This window comes from Pollutimonas bauzanensis, from assembly GCF_900129885.1.
GTDB lineage: Bacteria > Pseudomonadota > Gammaproteobacteria > Burkholderiales > Burkholderiaceae_B > Pollutimonas > Pollutimonas bauzanensis.
Genome location: NZ_FQXE01000005.1, coordinates 147,959 through 171,836, shown reverse-complemented (window position 1 = coordinate 171,836; position 23,878 = coordinate 147,959). Strand labels below are relative to the sequence as shown.

Here is a 23,878-nt window from a genome sequence, read left to right as displayed (position 1 = left end):
AGCTGCCCCTGTTACGCCACCCGTGCGGACAGGTGATTTTTGCAGGCAACCTTCACGAGGCCCCCATGAGAACCATACTTGTACCGGTAGACGGATCCGAATCCTCCAGCCGCGCAGTCCGAGCCGCCATCAAGGCTGTCAATGAATTCGGCGGTGCCACCCTGCACCTGCTCACCGTACATCCTCCCATCGTTTCGGGCAACGTCAAGCGCTTCTTTTCCGTCGAAGCCATCAACGACTACTACCAGGACGAAGGCCGCAACGCCCTGCTCCCCGCCAAGGCCATACTGGACGAAGCCGGCATCGCCTATACGGAAGAAATCGCCGTGGGTCCCGTGGCCCAGACCATCGCCGATTACGCCAAGAAGAAAGAGTGCGACATGATCATCATGGGCACCCGGGGGCTGGGCGCGGTGGCCGGCTTTGTGCTGGGCTCGGTAACCACCAAGGTGCTGGGCCTGGTCGACATACCGGTGGCGCTCATCAAGTAAACATCAACGCCGCAATGGCCCGCGGCCATCGCGGCAATTTCTAGGCCCGGGCCGGGTCGTGCCAGCCGCCGTAATCGGCAATCAGCGCATCCGCCTCCACGGGGCCCCAGCTGCCCCGGGCATAAGGCAGGGCCGGGTGATGCTCGCCGAGCACCGGCTCCAGCGCCGTCCAGGCCGCCTCTATCGCTTTCTCGCTGGTGAACAAGGCCCGGTCGCCCGCCATCGCGTCGGCCAGCAGGCGTTCGTATGGCATTTCCTCGAAGGCATCGGCGTCCAGCAAATACAATTCGCGCTGCTCGCCGACGAACTCCTTGCCCGCCCGCTTGACCCGGGCCGCCAGCGCCACCGCCGAGCTGGGCGACAGGCGAAAACGAATATAGTTGGCGCGCCCGTCGGCCGGCTGCGAATCGGCAAACAGTTGTTGCGGCGGCGCCTTCAACTGCACCAGCACTTCGACGGCGTTTTCGGCAAGACACTTGCCCGAGCGCAGGAACCACGGCACGCCCGACCAGCGCCAGGAATCGATGAACAGGCGCAAGGCGCAATAGGTTTCCACATCCGAGCCGCTGTCGACGTGCGGCTCCTGGCGATAGCCCTGGTACTGCCCCCTGACGAGGTCCTCGGCCCGCAGCGGCCGCATGGCCTGGAACACTTTGGCCTTTTCCGAATGCACGGCGGCATAGCCGCGGTAAGCCGGAGGCTCCATGGCCAGCAGGGCCACCACCTGGAACAGATGGTTCTGGACGACGTCGCGCAGGCAACCCGCGCTTTCGTAGAAAGCCCCCCGGTTCTCTATGCCGAAAGTCTCGGAAAGCGTGATCTGCACACTCTCCACGTGGTCGCGGTTCCAGATGGGCTCGAGAAAGGAATTGGCAAAGCGGAAATAAAGAATGTTCATGATCGCTTCTTTGCCCAGGAAGTGATCGATCCGGAAAATCGCGTCCTCGGGGAAAACCGAACAAGCCACCTGGTTGAGCTGCTGCGCCGAAGCCAGGTCGCGCCCGAAGGGCTTTTCGACGATGACGCGCGCATCCGCCGCCAGGCCGGCCGCGGCCAGGCCCTTGATGACAGTCGCGAACAGCGAGGGCGGAATGGCAAGATAATGGGCCGGGCGCAGCGCCGGGCCCAGGGCCTGCTTGAGCCTGGCGAAAGTGCCGGGGTCGTTGTAATCGCCGCTGACATACTGGACCAGGGCCAGCAGGCGCTCCAGAGCGGGGGCATCGTCGGCCTGCCCGGATAGCCGGATGCTGCGCTCGATGCGCTCGCGCAATTGCGCCCCGCTCATCGCCGAGGAGGCCACGCCCACCACCGGCGTCTTGAGCATCCCCTTCCTTGCCATGGCATACAGCGCCGGGAATATCTTCTTCTGGGCCAGGTCGCCCGTCATGCCGAACAGCACCAAAGCATCCGAAGCCATGGGCGCGCCAATGGCCGGGTTCATGCCAGAGGCCCTCCTTCGGGTTTTTCGACATGGCCGCCGAACTGGTGCCTCATGGCCGACAGTACGCGGTTCGCATAATCGGCGTTGCCGCGCGACTCGAAACGCGAGAACAGCGCGGCGCTCAAAACAGGGGTCGGCACGCCCTGGTCGACAGCCGCCGCCAGCGCCCAGCGCCCCTCGCCCGAATCCGATACGCGGCCGGCATAGTCGGCCAGCGCCGGATTGCCTTGCAGCGCCCCGGCGGTGAGGTCGAGCAGCCATGAGCCGATGACGCTGCCGCGCCGCCACAATTCGGTGATTTCGGGCAGGTCCAGGTCGTATTGATAGTGTTCCGGATGGCGCAAAGGCGTGGTCTCGGCGTCGGACTCGCGTTCATGCTTGCCGATATTGGCCTTGTGCAGGATATTCAGGCCCTCGGCGTAGGCGGCCATGATGCCGTATTCGATACCGTTGTGCACCATTTTGACGAAATGGCCGGCGCCATGCGGACCGCAGTGCAGATAGCCCTGGTCGGCAGTCGTCGGCTTGCGGCCTGACGTCGCGGAGACGCTGCCGGCGCCCGGGGCCAGGGCGGCGAACACAGGCTCCAGGCGCTGGAATGTGCCGGCTTCGCCGCCTATCATCAGGCAATAGCCGCGGTCCAGCCCCGCCACCCCGCCGCTGGTGCCGACATCGAGGTAGTGTATGCCTTGCGGCGCCAACTGCGCCGCGCGGCGGATATCGTCATGGTAGGACGAATTCCCGCCGTCGATCACGATATCGCCCTCCTGCAGCAGCGGCGCCAGCTGGCCGAGCACCTTGTCGACCACGGCCGCCGGCACCATCAGCCAGATGGCGCGCGGCAGGGACAGCGCGGCCACGAAGTCTTCGAGCGTCGCGCAGGCTGTGGCGCCAAGCCCGGACAGCGGCCTGGCCGCATCGGCGTGGCTGTCGTACACCACGCAGTCCTGGCCATTCTGCAGCAGGCGCTGCACCATATTGCTGCCCATGCGGCCCAAACCCACCATCCCTATCTGCATCGCGTCTCTCCAAAAGAAGCTTAAAGCTAAGCCATAACGTTCTAGAGTACTCCGTATTGCGCTCAGCCCTTCTTGCCCATCAGCGATGACAGCAGATCCACCGGTATCGGGAAAACCAGCGTGGAGCTTTTGTCGCCGGCCACCTGCGTCAGGGTCTGCAGATAGCGCAACTGCATGGCCGAAGGCTGGGCGGCCAGTATTTCGGCGGCCTCCATCAAGGCCTGCGCCGCCTGCTTTTCCCCTTCGGCATGGATGACCTTGGCGCGGCGCTCGCGCTCGGCCTCCGCCTGGCGGGCGATGGCGCGCACCATGTTTTCATTCAGGTCGATATGCTTGATTTCGACATTCGTCACCTTGATGCCCCAGGAGTCGGTCTGGGCGTCGAGGATCTGCTGTATGTCCAGATTGAGCTTTTCGCGTTCGGACAGCATTTCGTCCAGTTCGTGCTTGCCCAGCACCGCGCGCAAGGTGGTCTGGGCAAGCTGGCTGGTCGCTTCCAGGTAGCGTTCGACCTGGATGATCGCCTTGTCGGGCGCCACCACCCGGAAATACAGCACGGCATTGACCTTCACTGACACGTTGTCGCGCGAAATGACATCCTGGCTGGGCACGTCCATGGTCACCACGCGCAAGTCCACGCGCACCATCTGCTGCACGACGGGAACGACGAAAATCAGCCCCGGCCCCTTTACCTTGGTGAAGCGTCCCAGGGTGAAAATGACCCCGCGCTGGTATTCGCGCAAAATCTTGATGGCGTTGAACACCACCATCAGCAAAACGATGACGACGACGCTCAAGGCGATATTGAAGCTGTAGAACATGGTTTTCCCCTTTGTTAATGTCGAATCGCGGCGGCCGGGCCGGCGCGGGTCACTTGCAAAGTCAGGCCGTCCATGGCCACCACCCTGACCCTGTCCCCCGGCGACAAGGGTTCATTGCAGCGCACCCGCCAGCTTTCGCCGTGCAGCTCGGCATATACCATGCCGTCGACCGCGCTGGTCACCACCCCTTCCATGCCCGGCATTTCTTCGCGGCCGCTGACCACCTTGCTCTTGTGCGCGCGTGCCGCCATCGCGCCTATCAGCATGATCAGGGCGGCGCTGGCGACGGCCAGGCCGATCACGAAAGGAATGGACAGGTCGAACTCCGGTATGCCGGTGTCGGTCAGGAACAGGCCGCCCAGCACAAAGGCGATAATCCCCCCTATTCCAAGCACCCCGAAGCTGGGCAGAAAGGCTTCGCCTATCATCATGGCGGCGCCGGCGGCGATGAGCGCCACCCCCGCCCAGTTGACCGGCAGCATCTGGAAAGCGTAGAGCCCCAGCAGCAGGCAGATGAGCCCCGCCACGCCCGGCAAGGCGATGCCCGGGCTGGTGAGCTCGAAGAACAGGCCGTAGATGCCCACCATCATCAATATCAGCGCGATTTGCGGATTGGCCAGCAAGGCCAGGACCTGGTTGCGCCAATCGGGCACCAGATGGACGATGGTGGCATCGGCGGTTTCCAGGCGGACGGTCTTGCCGCTGTCCAGCTTGACCGTCCTGCCGTCCACCTTCTGCAGCAACTCCTGCACATTGGCCGCGACGAGGTCGATCGCGCCGGCCTTCAGCGCCTCCTGGGCCGACAGGCTGCTGGCCTCGAGCACCGCCTTTTCCGCGAAATCCGCATTGCGCCCGCGCAGCTGCGCCAGGCTGCGGATATACGCGGCGGCATCGTTGGTGACTTTATGGCTCATGGTGTCGCCGGCGGTTTTCTTGTCCGCTTGCGCGTCGGGCTTGTCGCCCGCGCCCGAACCCGGCATGCCTATGGAAACCGGCGAGGCCGCGCCCAGGTTGCTGGCTGGCGTCATCGCGGCGATGTGGCTGGCGTACAGGATGAATGTGCCGGCGCTGGCCGCGCGGGCGCCTCCCGGGCTCACGAAAGTGGCCACCGGAACCGGCGAAGCGAGTATCTGGCGGATGATGGAGCGCATGGAGGTATCCAGGCCGCCCGGCGTGTCCAGCTCGATGACGGCCAGCATGGCGTCCTCCTGCGCGGCCTGCGCCAGGCCGCGGGCGATGAAGTCCGACGTGGCGGGGCTGATGATACCATCCACCTGAAGCACTACGGCTTTGGGCGCCGCGGCCATGGCCGGGCTGGGCGCCGGCCCCGCAAAAGCCAGGATGCCCAGCAGCATGCCGCAAGCAATCAATCCAGTCCTGCTCATGTCGGCCTCCTTGAAGAGGAACAAGCCCGTGATGCGTTTCAGTATAGGCTGTTTATTTCCGCCGCCAAGATCAAGGCATGATTATGTTCGGCGTCTTTGGCGGCGTACACGAGGGTGATGGGCTTGCCGTCCGCCGCGGCGATCAGCTCGCGCATGCGCTGCCGCTGTTCGGGCGCGTGCAGCTCCGATCGATAGCTTGCGCGGAAATGATCCCAGTTTGCGACTTTATGCCCGAACCAGGCGCGCAAGGGCGGGCTGGGAGCGAGATCCTTGTTCCACTCGTCGAATTCGAGATCCTGCTTGGCCACGCCGCGCGGCCACAGCCTGTCCACAAAAACGCGGTAGCCGTCGCCAGGCTCGGCCGCGTCGTAAGCCCGCTTTATCCGGACATGCGGCGGCTTTGCCTTGCTGCGGGCCGCCGGCGATCTGGCATGAGAAGTCATGGTGGCAATCCCCCTGTAACGCGGGCGTGATCCGCACGCCCGCCCGGCTACGCCATATCGACGGCCGCCCTAGCCTGGATGGGTCATATCGATAGGCACTATCCAGGCATCATACTGCTCGGCGGTGACATGCCCAAGGGCCAGGGCCGCCGCGCGCAAGGTGGTTTGCTCTTTTTGCGCCTTCTTGGCAATGGCGGCCGCCTTGTCGTAGCCGATATGGCGATTCAGCGCCGTCACCAGCATCAGGTTCTTTTCAAGATTCTCGGCGATGCGTTCGCGGTTCGGTTCGATGCCCACGGCGCAATGATCATTGAACGCCAGGCAGGCATCGCTGAGCAGCTCTATGCTTTCCAGCACATTGTGGACCATGACGGGCTTGTAGACATTGAGCTGGAAGTTGCCCTGCGTGCCGGCGAATGCCGTCGCCGCGTCGTTGCCGAACACCTGCACGCAGACCATGGTCATGGCCTCGCACTGGGTCGGGTTCACCTTGCCCGGCATGATGGACGACCCCGGCTCATTGTCGGGTATGGCCAGTTCGCCTATGCCGCAGCGCGGTCCGCTGGCCAGCCAGCGCACATCGTTGGCCATTTTCATCAGCGCGCCCGCCAGCGTGCGCAGCGAGGCGGACAAATTGACCAGCGCATCATGCGCCGACAAGGCGAAGAACTTGTTGTCCGCCGAACGGAACGGCAGGCCGGTGATCTGCGCAATGCGGCCGGCCGCCGTATCGCCGAAGCGCGGATGGGAATTCAGGCCCGTGCCCACCGCCGTCCCGCCTATGGCCAGGTCATAGATGCCGGGCAGATCCGACTGGATGCCGTCCAGCGCGAAGTCGATTTGCGCCACCCAGCCGCCGATTTCCTGGCCCAGCGTGATCGGGGTGGCGTCCTGCAAGTGCGTGCGGCCCGTCTTGACGATGCCGTCGAATTGTTCGGCCTTGCCCGCCAGGGTATGGCGCAGCTTGCCTACCGAGGGGAAGAGCTTGCGGGCCAGCTCCTGGGCCACGGCGATATGCATGGCCGTGGGAAAGGTGTCGTTGGAAGACTGGCCGCGATTGACGTGGTCATTGGGATGCACCGGCTTCTTGCTGCCGCGTTCGCCGCCCGCCAGTTCTATGGCGCGATTGGCGATGACTTCGTTGGCGTTCATGTTGGACTGCGTGCCCGAGCCCGTCTGGAAGACCACCAGCGGAAATTCGTCATCGAGCCTGCCGTCTATGACCTCGTCGGCCGCCTTGACGACCAGGTCGGCGATATCGGCGGGCAGCTCGCCCAGCTCGGCATTGGCCTGGGCCGCGGCTTTCTTCAGTATGCCCAGGGCGGCAATGATGGGCGGCTGCCATTTGAAACGCGCGACCCCTATCGGGAAATTCTCGATCGAGCGCTGGGTCTGCGCCCCCCAGTATCGTGAAGCCGGGACGTCGATTTCGCCCATGGAATCGGTTTCTTTGCGGGTTGCCGCCATCATGCACTCCTTATGCTGAATTGATTGAAAGCTTGGTATCTACAGACTTTCAACTATACCCTTCCCGCCGTGCCGGCAGCAAACCCTGAAAGCGTTCCGACCATACGCCGGCGACATCCAGCATCCGGTTGGCAAAGCCCCATTCATTGTCGAACCAGACAAACAGGTTCGCGAAGCCGTCGCCATTGGTGCGCGTCTGGCTGCCGTCGATAATCGCCGAATGGGGGTTGTGGTTGAAATCCACCGACGCGTGGGGATTGTTGGAATAGGCAAGCAGGCCGGGATAGCGGTTGGTGGACTCCATCAGCAGCGCATTGAGTTCCGGCGCGGCGATGTCGCGCCCTAGCTTGACCATCAAGTCTATCGCCGATACGTTCAATATGGGCACGCGTATGGCCTTGGCCTGGACCTTGCCGGCCAATTGCGGCAGAAGCCGCTCCACGCCTTGCGCCAGGCCGGTGGCCACGGGAACGATGGACTGCATGGCCGAGCGCGTGCGGCGCAAATCCGCATGATGGTAGCCGTCAAGAAGAGGCTGGTCGTTCATGACCGAATGCAGTGTCGTCAGGAAAGCATGATCGATGCCGTAAGCGTCGTCCAGGGCCGAGAGCACCGGCACGATGGCATTCGTGGTGCAGGAGGCGTTCGACACGATGCTTTCCCCGCCCGACAGTCCCTCGTGGTTGATGCCGAAGACCACCGTGAAATCGACATCCTGGGCGCTTCTGCCCGGCTGCGACACCAGCACCCGCGGACAGCCGGCATCGATGAAACGCTGGATCTCATCGCGGGCGCCGTATTGGCCCGAGCATTCAAGCAATATGTCGATGCCCAGGCTGCGCCAATCCACCTCTTCGGGGGTGCGCGCATGGCTGACCCGGATATCCTTGCCGTTGACGACCAGGCAGTCGGCGCCCTGCTCCACCTTGCCGGGAAACACGCCGTGGGTGGAATCGAACTGCGACAGATAGGCCATGGTCGCCAGGTCGGCGGGCTCGTTGATGGCTACGATCTGGAAACGGTCTTTCAGGGGAGACTCGTAAAGCGCCCGCAAAACACAACGGCCAATGCGGCCATAGCCGTTGATGGCAAGACGAATGGGACGGCTCATGGAAATGCGCTCTTCAAAAATCAATAACTGTACTACGTTCTGCCGGCCCGGCGCCGCGCCCGGCGGCGCGCGGCGCTTCAGAAGGCGACGGAAAATCCGCCGTCCACGACCAGGATGTGGCCGTTGACGTAGGAAGCGCTGGGCGAAGCCAGGAAAACCGCGGCGCCGGCGATTTCGTCCGGCCGCCCCCAGCGGGCCAGCGGATTGCGGCCTATGACTATCGGGCCCCTGACGGGATCGGCGGCCAGGCTGGCATTGGTTTCAGTGGCGAAAGTGCCGGGGGCGATGCCGTTGCTGGTAATGCCGCAAGGGCCATATTCGACCGCCAGGGCGCGTATCATGCCGCTCAAGCCCTGCTTGGCGATCGGGTAGACGGCATCGCCGGGGCGGGCCAGCTCGCCGGCTATCGAGGTCAGGGTAATGATGCGGCCGTGGATGCCCTTGCCGGCCATGGCGCCCGCGGCCAGCCGGGACAATTGAACGGCCGCGACCAGGTCCACCTTGATGAGTTCGAGGATTTCGTCGAGCGACGCCTGGGCCAGGGACTTGCGGATGCGGATTCCGACATTGTTGACCAGGATATCCGGGGTGCCGACGTCCTCGCACAAACGGCCGAACGCCGCTTCCTGCTCCGGCAAATGGCTTATGTCCTGCGCATAGGCGTGCGCGCCATAGCCTTGCGCGGCCAGCCCGCCCACCACCTGCTCGACCTTGTCGGCGCGGCGTCCATTGATGACGACCCGCGCGCCGCTGGCGGCATAGGCCTGGGCGATGGCCAGCCCCAGCCCCTGCGTCGAACCGGTGATCAGGGCGAGCTTGCCCCGCAAGGAGAAGTCAGGCGCGGCGCAGGCACTCATCGGCGTTCCATTTCCAGCGCGGCGGGCGCCGCCACGCTGGACTGGCGGCCGGCCAGCCACACCCGGGTGCAGTCCCCCGCCCGCTGGCGCAGGTATTCAGGCGCCCTGCTGCACGCCTGCTCCAGCGTGAGGGGGCCGGGCGCCAGGCTGAAGGCGGCCGTGATGCCCGCCGCGTAAAGGGCTTCGTAGCCCTCGCCCAGGGACCCTACGATGGCGATGACCGGAATGCCGCGCTGGCGCGCGTATTTGGCCACGCCCGCCGGCGTCTTGCCCAGCAAGGTCTGCGCGTCCATGCGGCCCTCGCCGGTGAACACCAGATCGGCGCCGTCCATGGCGCCGGCCAGGCCGGAGAGTTCGGCGATGAGTTCGACGCCCGGCCTGAAACTGGCGTCAAAGCAGGTCTTGACCGCAAAGCCCAGGCCGCCGGCGGCGCCCATGCCGGGAAGGTTTTGTTCGTCCTTGTGCAGCTGTTGCGCGCAGACTTGGGCGAAATGCGCCAGCGCGGCGTCCAGCACGGCCACGTCGTCGGCGGATGCGCCTTTTTGCGGTCCGAAGATCGCCGAAGCGCCGCGCGGGCCGCACAGAGGGTTGTCCACATCGACGGCGATTTCAAAGCTTGCATGTTTCAGGCGCGCGTCCAGGCCGTCGAGCGAGATCCGGGCCAATTGCCTCAACGCCGCGCCGCCCAGGGGCAGTTCGGCGCCCGCGGCATCCAGCAGGCTCGCGCCCAGCGCCTGCAGCAGCCCGGCGCCCGCGTCGTTGCTGGCGCTGCCGCCCAGGCCCAGCACAATGTGATGGGCGCCGGCGTCCAGCGCCTGCCGTATCAGCTGGCCCACACCGTAGCTGGTCGCCTGCAATGGCCTGCGCTGCGCCGCCGGGATCTGCTCCAGCCCGGCCGCGGCCGCCATTTCTATGAAGGCCCTGCCATCGCCCAGCCAGGCCCAGCTGGCCTCGCAGGCTTGGTCATTGGCATTTTGCACGCGGGCCTGGCGCCGCTCGCCGCCGGTGGCGGCAAGCACCGCGTCCAGCGAACCTTCGCCGCCATCGGCCATGGGCACGCAGGCGACATCAGCCTCGGGCATGGCGTCGCGCACGCCGCGGGCGATCGCCTGCGCCACGCCATCCGCGCTCAAACTTTCCTTGAAGGAATCAGGGGCAATCACGACACGCATATTGATACAACCTCGAAAACGCTTGAATGTTGAAACCGCCGGCGGCCCGCCGGCACAAAACTTTCCGCAGCCGCCGATTACGCCGTTGTGGGCGGGGCCACGACATTGCGCGGCGAGCCCTGCTTATAGGCTTCGATATTGTCGATGAGCTGGTCCGCCAGCGCCTGCACCGCTACGTCGCTGGCCCAGGCCACATGCGGCGTGAGGATGAAATTGGGCATATCCAGAAGCTGTATCAGGAGATTCTGGTTATCGGGCGGTTCGGGCGTCGCCACGTCGAAACCCGCGCCGCCGATCTGGCCATTGCGCAGGGCCTGGGCCAGCGCCGGCTCGTTGACCAGGCCGCCGCGGGCGGTATTGATCAGTATCGGCTTGCGCTTCATCAGCGCAAATTCCGCCGCGTCGATCAGGTCGCGTGTTTGTTCGTTGAGCGGGCAGTGCAGCGTAATGACATCGCTTTCGGCAAGCATCTGCTCGAAGGGCGTATACAGGCTGCCGGGCTTCTTGGCCCCTTTGCGCGCGGCGAACAGAACGCGCATGCCCAGGGCGCGGCCAATGGCGGCCACGGCCTGGCCCAGCGTGCCTTCGCCCACTATGCCCAGCGTCGAGCCGGCCAGGTCCTTGATGGGATAATCGAAATAACAGAACTGCTGGGCGTCGTACCAGCGCCCCGCCTTGACCGACTCCCTATACGCCACGATGCTGCGGCGCAGGGCGAATATCAGCGCGAAGACGTGCTCGGGCACGGTATGCACCGCATAACCGCGTATGTTGGACACCACGATGCCCTTGGCGGCGCATGCCGCCAGATCGACATTGTCGGTGCCGGTGGCCGCCACCGCCACCATCTTCAGCTGGCGGGCCTGTTCCAGGGCTTCCGGGCGCAGGGGCACCTTGTTGGTGATGACGATATCGGCATCGGCGATGCGTTCCGCCACCTGGTCGCGGCTGGTGCGCCCATAGACTTTGAGTTCGTGCTGGAACGACAGGGGCCGCAATACCGTTTGCGGAGAAATGGTTTCCCGGTCCAGAAAAACAACTTGCAGGGGGCGCTCGGCCATAAGACATCCTTTTTCGAATAGGCAATGGCCGACGCAGCGGCCTATCCTATATAGTAATAGATTCAATAGCAGCCCACGCCACAGGATTTCCATACATGTTTATAGACAGACTGGCCCGCCTTCTTCCAGACACCGGCTCCCTGATCGCCGCCGCCCCGGCGGTAGGCCATGCGCCCAGAATTTACCCAGTGCAGGACTTTTTCCGCAATCCCGATCGCGGCTTCTTCCGCCTGGCCGACGACGGGTCCATGCTGGGCTTCATGGAGCCCAGCAGCGTCAATGGGCTGGCGCCGCGCATGAATGTATTTGTGCAAACATTGCAAGGCAGCACTCCCGTCGGGCAGCCGCGCCGGCTGACGCAGGAAAGCGACCGCGATATCAGCCAGTACTTCTGGAAAGGCTCCAGCACCATCATCTACGAAAAAGACTTCAACGGCGACGAGAACTTCCATGTGCTGGCCGTCGATGCCGCAAGCGGGAAACTTACCGATCTGACGCCGTTTCAAGGCGTGCGCGCCAGCATCGAGGACGATCTGCAGGACGACCCCGACCATGTCCTGGTCAGCCACAACCAGCGCAACCCCGAAGTCTTCGACGTCTACCGCGCCAACATTCATACCGGGTCGCTGACCCTGGTTGCCGAGAACCCGGGCAATATCGTGGGCTGGCAAACCGACCATCAGGGCCGGGTGCGCGCCGGCGTGGCCAGCGATGGGCTGCACAGCACCCTGCTGTATCGGGACAGCGAGTCCGAGGACTTCCGGCCTATCATCACCACCGACTTCCGCAGCGTCGTAAGCCCCGAATTCTTCACTTTCGACAACCGGAAATTCTACGCGCTGAGCAACCGCGGGCGCGATTGCCTGGCCCTGGTCATCATCGACCCGGCGCAGCCAGACCTTGAGCAACTGGTCTTCGAGGCGCAAGGCGTCGACCTGGACGGGGCGGGCTATTCGCGCCTGCGCCAGGTGCTGACCGTAGCGGTGTACCAGACCGACAAGATCAAGTACCAATTCTTCGACGACGTCAGCGCGCAACGCCTGGCGCGCGTCTCGGAAAAGCTCCCGGGCTACGAGATTTCCCTGCAAAGCGGCACGCGCGACGAAAGCAAATTCATCGTCGCTTCCTATAGCGACCGCACACCCGGCAGCCGCTATATCTATGACGCCCTCGCCAATACGCTGGACAAGCTGGCCGATATCAACCCGGCGCTGCCCGAACAGGATATGGCGCCGATGCGGCCGATCCAGTACCTGTCGCGCGACGGGCTGACCATACACGGCTACCTCACCCTGCCCGTGGGCCGCAGCCCCAGGAACCTGCCGTGCATCGTCAACCCCCATGGCGGGCCATGGCTGCGCGACGGCTGGGGCTTCAACCCTGAAGCCCAGTTCCTGGCCAACCGCGGCTATGCCGTCCTGCAAATGAATTTCCGCGGCTCCACCGGCTACGGGCGAAAATTCTGGGAAGCCGGCTTCGGCCAATGGGGCCTGGGCATGCAGGACGACATCACCGACGGCGTCCATTGGCTGATCGGGCAAGGCATCGCCGACCCCGGCCGCATCGCCATCTATGGCGGCAGCTACGGCGGCTACGCGACCCTGGCCGGCATTGCCTATACACCGGACCTGTATGCGGCGGCGGTGGATTACGTGGGGGTTTCGAACCTGCTCACGTTCATGAACACCATTCCGCCATACTGGAAGCCCATGCTCACGAAGATGCACAGCATGGTGGGGGACCCCGCCGCCGACCATGAACGCCTGGTGGCCACGTCCCCGGCCTTGAACGCCGGCGAGATCAGAACGCCTTTGTTCATTGCGCAAGGCGCCCACGACCCGCGCGTCAATAAAGATGAAAGCGACCAGATGGTGGCGGCGCTGCGCTCGCGCGGCGTGGCCGTGGAATACATGGTCAAGGACAACGAAGGCCACGGCTTCCATAACGATGAAAACAAATTCGAATTCTACGAAAGCATGGAGGCCTTCCTCAGGCGGCACCTGAACCCCTGACGGCGTCCAGGCCGCGCTCAAGGCGCAGGCTGATCCTGGGCAGAGGGCCGGTCAGGCGCCCAGGTAGGCCTGGCGCACCTGGTCATTGACCAGCAAATTGGCGCCGGTATCGGCCAGGACGACTTTGCCGGTTTCCAGCACATAGCCGCGATCGGCCACCTGCAAGGCCTTGTTGGCGTTCTGCTCGACCAGGAACACCGTGACGCCCTGCTCGCGTATCGTGCGGATGATATCGAAAATCTGCGTGATGATGAGCGGGGCCAGGCCCAGCGTGGGCTCATCCAGCAGCAGCAATTTCGGCTTGGTCATCAGGGCCCGCCCGATGGCCAGCATCTGCTGTTCGCCGCCGGACATGGTTCCGGCGCGCTGGTTGGCGCGTTCCTTCAGGCGTGGGAACAAGGTATATACATGGGCGAGGCCCTCCTCGATCTCGCGCGAGCCCAGGAAAAAGCCGCCCATCTTCAGGTTTTCGGCCACGGTAAGGTCGGGAAAAACGCGCCGCCCTTCCGGCGAGATCGCGATGCCGCGGCGCATGATGGTGTGGGTCTGGGCCTGGGTGATGTCCTCGCCCTCGAAGGACACCGTGCCGCTGCGCGCGCGCGGCGACCCGCAGACGGTCATGAGCAGCGTGGTCTTGCCCGCGCCATTGGCGCCGATCAGGGTGACGATCTCGCCCTTGTTGACCTCGACCGAAACATCGTTGAGCGCCTGGATTGCACCATAGTATGTATGTACGTTTTGGAGCTTGAGCACTTATTCTTCCCCCAGATAAGCTTTGATGACGCGAGGGTCGACCCGGACTTCGGCCGGCAGCCCTGTGGTGATGGGCTTGCCGTGCTCCATGACCATGATGCGGTCCGATACGCCCATGACCAGGCTCATATCGTGTTCGATCAGCAATACCGCCACGTCGAACTCTTTGCGCAACTGGTCGATCAGCTTCTGCAGATCGCGTTTTTCCTGCGGGTTGAGGCCGGCGGCGGGCTCGTCCAGCATCAGCAGGCGCGGCTTGGTAATCATGCAGCGCGCGATTTCCAGGCGGCGCTGGTGGCCGTAGGCGAGGTTGCCCGCTTCGCGGTTGGCGTACTGCCGGATATCCATGAAATCGAGCCAGTCGCCGGCGCGCTGCAGGGCCTCGTCTTCCGACTTGCGGTAGGACGGCAGCTTGAGCAGCCCTTGCAACAGGCCCGTCTGGATATGGGTATGCTGCGCCACCAGCAGGTTTTCCAGCACCGTAAGGTGCTTGAACAGGCGCACGTTCTGGAAAGTGCGCACCAGGCCCTGCTGGGCGACTTTATGGCTGGGCAGGCCATTGATGGTCTTGCCATCCATCAGGATGGAGCCCGATGAAGGCTTGTAGAAGCCGCCGACGCAGTTGAACACTGTCGTCTTGCCGGCGCCGTTGGGGCCGATGATGGCGAAGACTTCATCGCGCATGACCTCGAACGCGACCTGATCGACGGCCAGCAGGCCGCCGAAGCGCATGGTGAGGTCGGACACCTTAAGCAATACCTCGCTCATGCTTTCAGCTCCACGTGCGGACGCTTGACGGGCAGCAGTCCTTGCGGGCGCCACATCATCATCAAGACCATGACCAATCCAAAAATCAACATCCGGTACTCGGCGAATTCACGCGCGATTTCCGGCACGACAGTCAGCACGATGGCCGCCAGGATGACGCCGACCTGCGAACCCATGCCGCCGAGCACGACTATGGCCAGGATCAGGGCCGATTCCATGAAGGTGAAGGACTCGGGGTTGACCAGCCCCTGGCGCGCGGCGAAGAACGCCCCGCCCAGCCCCGCGAACATGGCTCCCATGGTGAAGGCCGACAGCTTGATGCGCGTGGGGTTCAGCCCCAGCGAACGGCAGGCGATTTCATCCTCGCGCAGGGCTTCCCAGGCGCGGCCTATGGGCATGCGTATCACCCGGTTGGACACGAACAGGGCCAGCAAAGCCAGGCACAGCGCCATCAGGTAGAGGAACACGATGATGTCCTGATTGGAGAAGTCCCAGCCTACCAGTTGATGGAAGGTCGTCTGGCCTTCGGCCGCCCGCCTGGCCATGGGAAAGCCGAATACCGTGGGCTTGGGAATGCCGGAAATGCCGTCCGGGCCGCCGGTGAAAGAGTACAGGTTGATGAGCAGCAGGCGTATGATTTCGCCAAAGCCCAGGGTGACGATGGCCAGGTAGTCGCCGCGCAGGCGCAGCACCGGAAAGCCCAGCACGAAGCCGAATAGCGCCGACATGGCGCCCGCCAGGGGCAAGGCCTGCCAGAAGCCCCAGCCCGCCCAGTGATAGAGCAAGGCGTAGGTATAGGCGCCCACGGCGTAGAAACCCACGAAGCCCAAGTCCAGCAGGCCGGCGAAGCCCACCACGATATTCAGGCCCAGACCCAGCATGATGTAGATCAGCACGAGCGTGGCGATGTCCACCTGCGCGCGGCCGGTGAAGAAGGGGAAAATGACGGCGATGGCCACCAGCAGCAGTATCATTCCGCGCCTGGCGGAATCGGACAGCACCGGCAGGGCCCGCTTGACGGCTTTTTTTGCGAACAGGCGGGCAAAGAAAGGACGGACGAGGAGCTGGAACACGAACACAATGGCCACGCCGGCCGCGATGACGTCCCATTCTGGTTCCAGGTGGGTCTGCATGCCCTGGCGGACGATTTGCAGACCGAAGACGGGCGCGATGATGACGCCGGCCATGAAGGCGGCGATAAGCGCGTTTTTGACATTGTTACCCATTACACTTTTTCCACTTCGGGTTTGCCAAGCAGGCCGGTCGGGCGGAACAGCAGGATGAACACCAACAGGCCGAAGGCGACGATATCCTTGTACTGCGACGAGATATAGGCGGCGGCGAAGGTTTCGGCCAGGCCCAGCAGTACGCCGCCCAGCATGGCGCCCGGGATGCTGCCTATCCCGCCCAGCACCGCCGCGGTAAAGGCCTTGATGCCCGCCAGGAAGCCGATGAAGGGATTGAGCTTGCCTATGGCCAGGGCGATCAGCACCCCGCCCACCGCCGCCAGCATGGCGCCTATGATGAAGGTAAACGAGATAATGCGGTTGGTGTCTATGCCCAGCAGATTGGCCATGTGCAGGTCCTGCGAGCATGCGCGCGACGCGCGGCCCATGCGGGAATACTTGATGAACAAGGTCAGCGCGATCATGAGCAATACCGTCACCACGATGATCATGATGCGGGAATACGGCGCCGTAATGACGAAATCGCTGCCCAGCTGGAACTGCACCGAGCCGGTCACCAGCGCCGGCACCGCCATGTCGCGGGCGCCCTGGCCTATGGCTACCCAGTTCTGCAGGAAGATGGACATGCCGATGGCGGAGATCAGCGGCACCAGGCGCGGGCCGCCGCGCAGCGGCGCATAAGCCACTTTTTCGATCGCATAGCCGTATACGCCGGTGACCAGCACGGCGATGACCAGCATGATCAGAATGATCATGGGCAAAGGCAGGCCGCTGTTGACGCCGATGGCCGAAAGGGTGACCAGGCCCACATAGGCCCCGATCATGTAAATCTCACCGTGCGCGAAGTTGATCATGCCGATGATGCCATAGACCATTGTGTAGCCGATGGCGATGAGCGCGTAGATGGCGCCTAGCGACAAGCCGTTGAAGAGCTGTTGCGTAAGTTGGGGTATGAGCTCAGACATAAAGCGGGTATTCCGGTGCGTCAGCCTGGGACGTGGCACACAGCAAGCTGACCGAGGAAAAAAGAAATGCTCCAGCCTGCGAAGGCTGGAGCACGCAGTGCTGCGATTAGAACTTGAGCTGCTCCATGTTGCCGGCCTTGTCCCATTTGAAGACGGCGAATTCGAACTTCTTCAGGTCGCCCTTGGCATCGTATTCGACTTTGCCGATGGCGGTGTTGAACGCATTGGCGTGCATGTAGTCGGCGACTTTGACAGGATCGGCGCCCACGGCGTTGATGCTGTCGGCCAGGATCTGCACGGCCGCGTAGGCAGGCATGGTGAAGGCGCCGTCCGGGCTGCGCTTGGCCGTCTTGAAATTCTCGAGGACTTTCTCATTGCCGGGCAGCTTGGTGAAGTCGGCCGGCAATGTAACCAGCAGGCCTTCGATGGCCGGACCGGCAATGGCCAGGAGATCCTTGTTGGCCACGCCTTCAGGGCCCATGAACTGCGTCTTGAGGCCTTGTTCGCGCGCCTGGCGCAGCAGCAGCCCGAGTTCGGCATGGTAGCCGCCGAAATAGATCAGGTCGGGATTGAGCGATTTGAGCTTGGTGATGACCGCCGAGTAGTCGCTGTCGCCGACATTGATGCCTTCGAACAGGCCGACATTGATTTTGTCTTTGGCCAGGGTATCGCGCACCTGGCTGGCGATGCCCGAGCCATAGGTCTGCTTGTCGTGCAGAATGGCGACGGTCTTGGGCTTGAGCTCCTTGGCGATGTAGCCGGCGGCGAAAGGACCCTGCTGGTCGTCACGGCCGATGGTGCGGAAGAAAAAATGCGGCTTGATGGTGTCGGTCACCAGCGGCGAGGTGGCCCCCGGGGTAATGGCGACGATGCCTTCCTGTTCGTATACGTTCACGGCGGGAACGGTGGTGCCCGAGCAGGCATGAGCCACGGCGAACTTCGCGCCCGAATTGATGACCCGGTTGGCGGCCGGCACGGCCTGCTTGGGCTCGCAGCCATCATCGATCAGCAAAGGCTCGAGCTTTTGGCCCTTGACGCCGCCCGCGGCGTTGATCGCTTCGATAGCGGTGAGCGCGCCGGCCTGGATCTGATCGCCGTACTGGGTGGCGGGGCCGGTCATGGGTTGAGGGATGCCTATTTTGATGGTATCGGCGGCAGAGGCGCCGCCTGCAAATGCCATGGCGCTAATGGCCACCACCAAGGGTGATACGCTTTTTAGGAACTTCATGCCTACAGATCTCCGGTTAAGCCTGCCGCAACCGAATTCATGTTACGAACTCGAATACTCTGTTACGGCGAGCCATGATGTTTAGCTTCCGCCTCGAACGGCTAGCGTATTCTGACCACACACTGACTTGCTGTCACTACGGATAAGCCCTTACAGCGGCTATTTAGTTGCGCGCGCGCACGCGCATCTGCCATCCCGTCACGCGGGCGCAAGGCATCGGCGCGGCGCGGATCATAGCGAAGACTCGACCGACAGTTCGGCGGCGCGGTCCGCGGCGGCCTGCATGGCCGCCTGGACGATGTCGAAGAACTGCCTGTCTTCGAACACGGCCAGGGCCGCGGCGGTCGTGCCGCCCGTGGAGGTGACGCGTTCGCGCAGGACGGCAAGGCTCTCGTGCGACAAGGCCGCCAGTTGCGTGGCGCCGTTCAGCGTGGCCAGGGCCAGGGTGCGCGCCTGGTCTTCGGAAAGGCCTTGCCTGACCCCTCCCTGTATCAGGGCGTCGATGAACAGGAACACATAAGCCGGGCCGCTGCCCGACAAAGAGGTCACCACATCGATTTCGTGGTCGCTGCCTACCCACACCACTTCGCCGACGGCGCGCATCAATTGCTGCGCCACCATCTTGTCGTCCTCGGAGACCCCCTGCCCGGCCATCAGGCCGCTGGCGCCCGCGCCGATAAGCGCGGGCGTATTGGGCATGCAGCGGATCAGGCGGGTCCAGGGCTGCCCGGGAGCGCCCAGCCATTCGCCCAGGGTGGCGCTCGAGATGCCCGCGGCGATGCTGATTACCAGCGTGTCGTCGCGCAGATAGGGGCGGCAGCTCTGCACTGCCTGCTTCATGTACTGGGGCTTGACGGCGAAAATCCAGACGCGCCTGGTGGCCAGCGTTTCATCCGGCCGCTGCGCGACAGAAGTGCCCTGCTGCTTCCAGCGTTCCAGTACGGGGGCGTTGGTATCGACGACATGCACATCGTGAGCGCCGCAGCGCTTGCCGATCAGGCCCGCCCCCAAGGCGGTGGCCATATTGCCGCCGCCGATGAATGCAATAGTGAGTTCTTTAGTCATAGGGTCAGTATTGTACGATTTTCATCATTTTATCGCGGGTATATTTGAATTGACCGCCGGCCTTGATTGTCGTTACAGTCACGCCAATGTCATGAACGTGTCATAGACTACCAAACGAACTTGGTCACAGGCATCAGCAGACCGGGCAACTTCAGGAGAAAACCTCATGCGAACAAAGCTTTTTGCATTATCCCTTGCCGGCGTCATCGCCGGCCTGGGAACCGCCAATGCCGCCACCGACATCAATTTCTGGCATTCGATGGAAGGCGCTTTGGGCGACCGCGTCAATTCGCTGGTCGGCGAATTCAATAAAAGCCAGTCCGACTACGTCGTTCACGCCATCTACAAAGGCACGTACGGCGAATCCATGAACGCGGGCATTGCCGCCTTCCGCTCCGGCAACGCGCCGGACATCCTGCAGGTGTTCGAAGTCGGCACTGCCACCATGATGTACGCCAAGGGCGCCATCCAGCCCATCCAGGAAATGTCCGAAAAAGCCGGCGACCCGATCGATCCGGCCGACTTCCTGGGCGCCGTGGCCAGCTATTACTCCTCGCCCGACGGCAAGCTGGTGTCCATGCCTTTCAACAGCTCGACACCGGTCTTCTACTACAACAAGGACGCCTTCAAGAAGGCCGGCCTCGACCCGGAAAAACCACCCAAGACCTGGGAAGAAGTTGCCGAAGTCGGCAAAAAGGTGCGCGCGGCGGGCCTGGAATGCGGCTATACGACCTCCTGGCCCTCATGGATCCAGCTTGAAACCTTCGGCGCCTGGCACAACACGCCCTACGCTTCCAAGGACAACGGCTTCGGCGGGCTGGATGCGCGCCTGGAAGTCTCCCAGCCGCTGTTCTTGCGCCACATGACCTTCCTGGCCAAGATGGCCAAGGAAGGCACCTTCACCTACGGCGGCCGCGGCGATGCGCCGAACTCGCTTTTCACCGGCGGCAAGTGCGCCATGTTCACGGGCTCCAGCGGCAACCGCGCCAATATCATCAAGACCGGCAATTTCGCGTTCGGCACATCCACGCTGCCCTATTACTCGGACGTCAAGGGCGCTCCCCAGAACTCCATCATCGGCGGCGCGTCCCTGTGGGTATTCACCAAGAAATCGCCCGAAGTCTACAAAGGCGTGACCAAGTTCTTCAAGTTCCTGTCCAGTCCGGAAAAAGCCGCCGAGTGGCACCAGGGCACCGGCTATGTGCCGGTCACCAAGGCGGGCTACGACCTGACCCAGAAGTCGGGCTTCTACGACAAGAACCCGGGCTCCGACGTGGCCGTCAAGCAGCTTGACGCGACGACCACCGAGAACTCGCGCGGCGTGCGCCTGGGCTATCTGCCGCAAATCCGCGACATCGAGGACGGCGAAATGGAAAAGATCTTCTCCGGCTCGGTCACGCCTGAAGCCGGCCTGGCCAATATGGTCAAGCGCGGCAACGAACTGCTGGAGCGCTTCGAAAAAAGCGTCAAGTAGGCCGCTATAGCATCGCCGCCGTGAGCGGCGCCCTTGCAGGCGGGGCGCCCCTCACGGTTTTCGCTTATGCGACAATGGCGTCCTTTTTTCCAACCCCAGCCAGCGGCCCGGATCCCTTTCCGGCCTGCGGCGGCAATAAAAGATTCTCCTCCCATGGAAAAGCGCGTTGTTTTCAGCCATAAAACGCTACCGTATCTGCTGCTGGCGCCGCAATTGGCCATCACGATTGTGTTCTTCTTTCTGCCCGCCGGCCAGGCCGTGTGGCAGTCGTTCCGCTTGGAGGACCCCTTCGGGCTGTCCTCGCAATTCGTGGGGCTGAGCAACTTCGCCGAGCTGTTCGCCAACGAGGACTATGTCAGTTCATTCAAGGTCACCGCGGTATTTTCCGTGCTGGTCGCCGTGCTGGGGCTGACGGTTTCGCTCTTGCTGGCGGTCATCGCCAACCGGGTGGTCAGGGGCGCCGGCGTCTACAAGACGCTGCTGATCTGGCCTTACGCCGTGGCGACCGCGGTGGCGGGCGTGCTGTGGCTCTTCCTGTTCTCGCCTTCGGTAGGCATACTGGCGGTATACCTGACGCGCGCCGGCGTCGGCTGGAACCCGCGGCTCGATGGCAACGATGCCATGATCCTGGTGGTGCTGGCCTCGGTCTGGAAGCAGATCTCCTACAATTTCCTGTTTTTCCTGGCGGGCTTGCAATCCATCCCCCGCTCGCTGATCGAAGCGGCCGCCATAGACGGGGCCAGCCCCCTGCGCCGCTTCTGGACCATTGTTTTCCCGCTGCTGTCGCCCACCACCTTCTTTTTGCTTGTGGTCAACGTGATCTACGCCTTCTTCGACACCTTCGCCGTGATCGACATCATGACGCAGGGCGGACCCGGCAGCAGCACGTCGATACTCGTGTACAAGGTCTATAACGCGGGCTTCAAGGGGCTGGATATAGGCTCTTCGGCCGCCCAGTCGGTGATCCTGATGGCTATCGTGGTGCTGCTGACCGTCGTGCAATTCCGCTATGTCGACCGCAAGGTCAATTACTGATACACCCCGTCCACCTCTGGCAAGGCCATACATGATTGAACGCCGTCCCTACCTGGATATCCTGTCCCACATCATCCTGATCATCGGGGTGGCCATCATCGCCTTCCCGCTTTATGTCACGGTGGTCGCCTCGACGCAAACCGCCCAGGAAGTCGCCCAGGCGCCGATGTCGCTGCTGCCCGGCAGCCATTTCCTGGAAAACTACAGCGCGGTGCTGTTCGGCGGCGCCCCCAATACCCCGCCCGTGGCGCGCATGATGTGGGTCAGCACGGTCATGGCCCTGGTCATCGCGGTAGGCAAGATCGCCATTTCCATGCTGTCGGCTTTCGCCGTGGTGTATTTCCGCTTCCGTTTCCGCATGTTCTTTTTCTGGATGATCTTCGTCACGCTGATGCTGCCCGTCGAAGTCCGCATCGTCCCGACCTACAAGGTCGTGTCCGACCTGGGCATGCTCAACAGCTATGCCGGCCTGACCCTGCCGCTGATCGCCTCGGCCACGGCCACTTTCCTGTTCCGCCAGTTCTTCCTTACGGTGCCCGACGAATTGATCGAAGCCGCCCGCATAGACGGCGCCGGCCCCTTGCGGTTTTTCAAGGATGTCCTGCTGCCCCTGTCGCGCACCAGCATCGCGGCCTTGTTCGTCATCCAGTTCATTTACGGCTGGAATCAGTATCTGTGGCCGCTCATCATGACGACGCAGGAAAACATGTATCCGGTGGTCATCGGCATCAAGCGCATGATCGCGGGCGGCGACAGCGTCACCGAATGGAACCTGGTGATGGCCACCGCCCTGCTGGCCATGATCCCGCCCGCGGCCGTGGTCATTCTCATGCAAAAATGGTTTGTGAAAGGCCTGGTCGACGCCGAAAAATAAGCGCCCCGCACTACGCATTCAATATTAATTCCGCCCGCCGGCGCACCGATTTGGAATCAAGCACATGGCTACACTCAGTTTTCGCAACGTAACCAAGACCTACCCAGGGGATATTGCCGTGATACACGGCATCAACATGGACGTTGCGGACGGCGAGTTCATTGTTATTGTCGGTCCTTCGGGCTGCGGCAAGTCGACCCTGATGCGCATGGTGGCGGGGCTCGAAAGCATCACCAGCGGAGAAATCAGCATAGACGGCAAGGTCGTCAACAAGCTGGAGCCGGCGGAGCGCGATATCGCCATGGTGTTTCAGAACTATGCGCTCTATCCGCACATGACGGTCTTCGAGAACATGGCCTATGGCCTGAAGATACGCAAGTTCGACAAGCAGGAAATCCAGAGCCGTGTCGACAAGGCGGCCAAGATTCTGGAACTGTCGCTGCTGCTCGACCGGCGCCCCCGCCAGTTGTCGGGCGGCCAGCGCCAGCGCGTCGCCATGGGCCGCGCCATCGTGCGCGATCCCAAGGTATTCCTGTTTGACGAGCCTTTGTCCAATCTGGATGCCAAGCTGCGTGTGCAAATGCGCCTGGAAATCCAGAAGCTGCATCACCGCCTGGGGACCACCAGCCTGTATGTGACGCACGACCAGGTGGAGGCCATGACGCTGGCGCAGCGCATGGTGGTGATGAACAAGGGGGTATCGGAACAGATAGGCACGCCGATCGAGGTGTTCGAGAAGCCGGCCTCGATTTTTGTGGCGAGCTTTATCGGTTCGCCGCCGATGAACCTGATTCCGGTGCAGATCGACGACATGCGCCAGGTCAAGGACGAACGCGGCGCAGCGCTGCAGATCGACGCGGATTTGGTCCCGGCCGCCTTGGCGAACCGGAAGGTGATCATGGGGATGCGTCCGGAGCATATGGCGCTGCATGCGCCGGGGCTGCCGCTGGATGTCGAGATGGTGGAGATTCTTGGGTCGGAGCAGTTGATACACGGCCGCCATGGCGATACGCCTGTGGTGCTGCGCTGCCCGGTGGGTTTGACGAAGGATTTTCCTTTGCGCTTGGGGGAAACGGTACAGGCGGGGTCGGACGGCGTCCATGCGCTGCATTGGTTCGATGCGGCAACGGGCAAACGGATAGAGGATTAGTTCCTTTGCTGGTTTCTTGACACGCCGCTGCCGCGGGTGGTGAAAGTATCCTTTACACGCCCTTGTTGCGGTGGTGGAAGTGTTCTTTACACGCCGCTG

At 62.9% G+C, this 23,878-nt stretch carries 22 protein-coding genes; 6 read left to right on the top strand and 16 right to left on the bottom strand.

Features of this window, described 5'->3' with window-relative positions:
- The first annotated feature begins 65 nt into the window (after positions 1–65).
- The gene (locus BUB23_RS11305; RefSeq protein ID WP_073103228.1) at positions 66–491 is read left to right on the top strand and encodes a universal stress protein; all 426 of its coding nucleotides are present in this window, start codon (positions 66–68) and stop codon (positions 489–491) included.
- Between the two features lie 40 nt (positions 492–531).
- Here BUB23_RS11305 and zwf read toward each other — a convergent pair whose 3' ends face one another.
- The 10 genes from zwf to BUB23_RS11255 all read right to left on the bottom strand — a co-directional run bounded on the left by zwf (position 532) and on the right by BUB23_RS11255 (position 11,268).
- Complete coding sequence (zwf, locus tag BUB23_RS11300) at positions 532–1,932, bottom strand: glucose-6-phosphate dehydrogenase (protein WP_073103227.1); 1,401 nt, start codon at positions 1,930–1,932, stop codon at positions 532–534.
- Entirely contained in the window at positions 1,929–2,951 is a 1,023-nt protein-coding gene (gene gnd / locus BUB23_RS11295) for a phosphogluconate dehydrogenase (NAD(+)-dependent, decarboxylating) (protein ID WP_073103226.1), read from the bottom strand. Before gnd ends, zwf begins: the two co-directional genes overlap by 4 nt.
- 62 nt (positions 2,952–3,013) lie before the next feature.
- The gene (locus BUB23_RS11290) at positions 3,014–3,721 is read right to left on the bottom strand and encodes a slipin family protein (RefSeq protein WP_425439541.1); all 708 of its coding nucleotides are present in this window, start codon (positions 3,719–3,721) and stop codon (positions 3,014–3,016) included.
- Positions 3,722–3,786: 65 nt separating this feature from the next.
- Positions 3,787–5,157 (bottom strand): NfeD family protein, encoded by a 1,371-nt coding sequence (locus BUB23_RS11285; RefSeq protein WP_073103410.1) that lies wholly within the window; start codon positions 5,155–5,157, stop codon positions 3,787–3,789.
- Positions 5,158–5,195: 38 nt separating this feature from the next.
- The gene (locus BUB23_RS11280) at positions 5,196–5,600 is read right to left on the bottom strand and encodes a DUF488 domain-containing protein (RefSeq protein WP_073103224.1); all 405 of its coding nucleotides are present in this window, start codon (positions 5,598–5,600) and stop codon (positions 5,196–5,198) included.
- 69 nt (positions 5,601–5,669) lie between these two features.
- Positions 5,670–7,067 (bottom strand): class II fumarate hydratase, encoded by a 1,398-nt coding sequence (fumC, locus tag BUB23_RS11275; protein ID WP_073103223.1) that lies wholly within the window; start codon positions 7,065–7,067, stop codon positions 5,670–5,672.
- A gap of 49 nt (positions 7,068–7,116) precedes the next feature.
- Entirely contained in the window at positions 7,117–8,178 is a 1,062-nt protein-coding gene (locus BUB23_RS11270) for a type I glyceraldehyde-3-phosphate dehydrogenase (protein ID WP_073103409.1), read from the bottom strand.
- A 77-nt stretch (positions 8,179–8,255) separates the two neighbouring features.
- Entirely contained in the window at positions 8,256–9,035 is a 780-nt protein-coding gene (locus tag BUB23_RS11265) for an SDR family oxidoreductase (protein ID WP_073103222.1), read from the bottom strand.
- Positions 9,032–10,207 (bottom strand): glycerate kinase, encoded by a 1,176-nt coding sequence (locus tag BUB23_RS11260; RefSeq protein WP_073103221.1) that lies wholly within the window; start codon positions 10,205–10,207, stop codon positions 9,032–9,034. The genes BUB23_RS11265 and BUB23_RS11260 overlap by 4 nt, the downstream gene beginning before the upstream one ends.
- Before the next feature lie 77 nt (positions 10,208–10,284).
- Positions 10,285–11,268, bottom strand: coding sequence for a D-2-hydroxyacid dehydrogenase (locus BUB23_RS11255; protein ID WP_178372304.1), 984 nt, complete (start codon positions 11,266–11,268; stop codon positions 10,285–10,287).
- Positions 11,269–11,363: 95 nt separating this feature from the next.
- Between BUB23_RS11255 and BUB23_RS11250 the strand changes: the two genes are divergently transcribed.
- On the top strand, positions 11,364–13,280 hold the full coding sequence (locus BUB23_RS11250) for an alpha/beta hydrolase family protein (protein WP_084135970.1): 1,917 nt from the start codon (positions 11,364–11,366) through the stop codon (positions 13,278–13,280).
- 51 nt (positions 13,281–13,331) lie between these two features.
- Here BUB23_RS11250 and BUB23_RS11245 read toward each other — a convergent pair whose 3' ends face one another.
- The 6 genes from BUB23_RS11245 to proC all read right to left on the bottom strand — a co-directional run bounded on the left by BUB23_RS11245 (position 13,332) and on the right by proC (position 19,246).
- Positions 13,332–14,033 (bottom strand): ABC transporter ATP-binding protein, encoded by a 702-nt coding sequence (locus BUB23_RS11245; protein WP_073103220.1) that lies wholly within the window; start codon positions 14,031–14,033, stop codon positions 13,332–13,334.
- A complete protein-coding gene (gene livG / locus BUB23_RS11240; RefSeq protein WP_073103219.1) occupies positions 14,034–14,801 on the bottom strand; it encodes a high-affinity branched-chain amino acid ABC transporter ATP-binding protein LivG in 768 nt (255 codons plus the stop codon).
- On the bottom strand, positions 14,798–16,027 hold the full coding sequence (locus BUB23_RS11235; protein WP_073103218.1) for a high-affinity branched-chain amino acid ABC transporter permease LivM: 1,230 nt from the start codon (positions 16,025–16,027) through the stop codon (positions 14,798–14,800). Before BUB23_RS11235 ends, livG begins: the two co-directional genes overlap by 4 nt.
- The gene (gene livH, locus BUB23_RS11230) at positions 16,027–16,953 is read right to left on the bottom strand and encodes a high-affinity branched-chain amino acid ABC transporter permease LivH (protein WP_073103217.1); all 927 of its coding nucleotides are present in this window, start codon (positions 16,951–16,953) and stop codon (positions 16,027–16,029) included. The genes BUB23_RS11235 and livH overlap by 1 nt, the downstream gene beginning before the upstream one ends.
- 106 nt (positions 16,954–17,059) lie before the next feature.
- Positions 17,060–18,181: a high-affinity branched-chain amino acid ABC transporter substrate-binding protein gene (locus tag BUB23_RS11225; RefSeq protein ID WP_073103216.1), complete on the bottom strand. Its 1,122-nt coding sequence runs from the start codon at positions 18,179–18,181 to the stop codon at positions 17,060–17,062.
- A 231-nt stretch (positions 18,182–18,412) separates the two neighbouring features.
- Complete coding sequence (proC, locus tag BUB23_RS11220) at positions 18,413–19,246, bottom strand: pyrroline-5-carboxylate reductase (protein ID WP_073103215.1); 834 nt, start codon at positions 19,244–19,246, stop codon at positions 18,413–18,415.
- Between the two features lie 166 nt (positions 19,247–19,412).
- Here proC and ugpB point away from each other — a divergent pair, with 166 nt between their 5' ends.
- From ugpB to BUB23_RS11200, 4 genes are all read left to right on the top strand, one after another.
- Entirely contained in the window at positions 19,413–20,720 is a 1,308-nt protein-coding gene (gene ugpB / locus BUB23_RS11215; RefSeq protein ID WP_073103214.1) for a sn-glycerol-3-phosphate ABC transporter substrate-binding protein UgpB, read from the top strand.
- A gap of 153 nt (positions 20,721–20,873) precedes the next feature.
- Positions 20,874–21,755 carry a sn-glycerol-3-phosphate ABC transporter permease UgpA gene (ugpA, locus tag BUB23_RS11210; RefSeq protein WP_073103213.1) on the top strand — a complete coding sequence of 294 codons (882 nt, stop codon included), beginning with the start codon at positions 20,874–20,876 and terminating at the stop codon, positions 21,753–21,755.
- Positions 21,756–21,786: 31 nt separating this feature from the next.
- Positions 21,787–22,629: a sn-glycerol-3-phosphate ABC transporter permease UgpE gene (gene ugpE / locus BUB23_RS11205; RefSeq protein WP_073103212.1), complete on the top strand. Its 843-nt coding sequence runs from the start codon at positions 21,787–21,789 to the stop codon at positions 22,627–22,629.
- A 64-nt stretch (positions 22,630–22,693) separates the two neighbouring features.
- The gene (locus BUB23_RS11200) at positions 22,694–23,779 is read left to right on the top strand and encodes a sn-glycerol-3-phosphate import ATP-binding protein UgpC (protein WP_073103211.1); all 1,086 of its coding nucleotides are present in this window, start codon (positions 22,694–22,696) and stop codon (positions 23,777–23,779) included.
- The last annotated feature ends 99 nt before the right edge of the window (positions 23,780–23,878 follow it).

What these genes read in the sequence shown, in the direction of transcription:
- BUB23_RS11305 (WP_073103228.1), top strand. Translation starts at nt 66, where the DNA reads ATGAGAACCATACTTGTACCGGTAGACGGATCCGAATCCTCCAGCCGC.
- zwf (WP_073103227.1), bottom strand. Translation starts at nt 1,932, where the DNA reads ATGAACCCGGCCATTGGCGCGCCCATGGCTTCGGATGCTTTGGTGCTG.
- gnd (WP_073103226.1), bottom strand. Translation starts at nt 2,951, where the DNA reads ATGCAGATAGGGATGGTGGGTTTGGGCCGCATGGGCAGCAATATGGTG.
- BUB23_RS11290 (WP_425439541.1), bottom strand. Translation starts at nt 3,721, where the DNA reads ATGGTGGTGTTCAACGCCATCAAGATTTTGCGCGAATACCAGCGCGGG.
- BUB23_RS11285 (WP_073103410.1), bottom strand. Translation starts at nt 5,157, where the DNA reads ATGAGCAGGACTGGATTGATTGCTTGCGGCATGCTGCTGGGCATCCTG.
- BUB23_RS11280 (WP_073103224.1), bottom strand. Translation starts at nt 5,600, where the DNA reads ATGACTTCTCATGCCAGATCGCCGGCGGCCCGCAGCAAGGCAAAGCCG.
- fumC (WP_073103223.1), bottom strand. Translation starts at nt 7,067, where the DNA reads ATGGCGGCAACCCGCAAAGAAACCGATTCCATGGGCGAAATCGACGTC.
- BUB23_RS11270 (WP_073103409.1), bottom strand. Translation starts at nt 8,178, where the DNA reads ATGAGCCGTCCCATTCGTCTTGCCATCAACGGCTATGGCCGCATTGGC.
- BUB23_RS11265 (WP_073103222.1), bottom strand. Translation starts at nt 9,035, where the DNA reads ATGAGTGCCTGCGCCGCGCCTGACTTCTCCTTGCGGGGCAAGCTCGCC.
- BUB23_RS11260 (WP_073103221.1), bottom strand. Translation starts at nt 10,207, where the DNA reads ATGCGTGTCGTGATTGCCCCTGATTCCTTCAAGGAAAGTTTGAGCGCG.
- BUB23_RS11255 (WP_178372304.1), bottom strand. Translation starts at nt 11,268, where the DNA reads ATGGCCGAGCGCCCCCTGCAAGTTGTTTTTCTGGACCGGGAAACCATT.
- BUB23_RS11250 (WP_084135970.1), top strand. Translation starts at nt 11,364, where the DNA reads ATGTTTATAGACAGACTGGCCCGCCTTCTTCCAGACACCGGCTCCCTG.
- livG (WP_073103219.1), bottom strand. Translation starts at nt 14,801, where the DNA reads ATGAGCGAGGTATTGCTTAAGGTGTCCGACCTCACCATGCGCTTCGGC.
- BUB23_RS11235 (WP_073103218.1), bottom strand. Translation starts at nt 16,027, where the DNA reads ATGGGTAACAATGTCAAAAACGCGCTTATCGCCGCCTTCATGGCCGGC.
- livH (WP_073103217.1), bottom strand. Translation starts at nt 16,953, where the DNA reads ATGTCTGAGCTCATACCCCAACTTACGCAACAGCTCTTCAACGGCTTG.
- BUB23_RS11225 (WP_073103216.1), bottom strand. Translation starts at nt 18,181, where the DNA reads ATGAAGTTCCTAAAAAGCGTATCACCCTTGGTGGTGGCCATTAGCGCC.
- proC (WP_073103215.1), bottom strand. Translation starts at nt 19,246, where the DNA reads ATGACTAAAGAACTCACTATTGCATTCATCGGCGGCGGCAATATGGCC.
- ugpB (WP_073103214.1), top strand. Translation starts at nt 19,413, where the DNA reads ATGCGAACAAAGCTTTTTGCATTATCCCTTGCCGGCGTCATCGCCGGC.
- ugpA (WP_073103213.1), top strand. Translation starts at nt 20,874, where the DNA reads ATGGAAAAGCGCGTTGTTTTCAGCCATAAAACGCTACCGTATCTGCTG.
- ugpE (WP_073103212.1), top strand. Translation starts at nt 21,787, where the DNA reads ATGATTGAACGCCGTCCCTACCTGGATATCCTGTCCCACATCATCCTG.
- BUB23_RS11200 (WP_073103211.1), top strand. Translation starts at nt 22,694, where the DNA reads ATGGCTACACTCAGTTTTCGCAACGTAACCAAGACCTACCCAGGGGAT.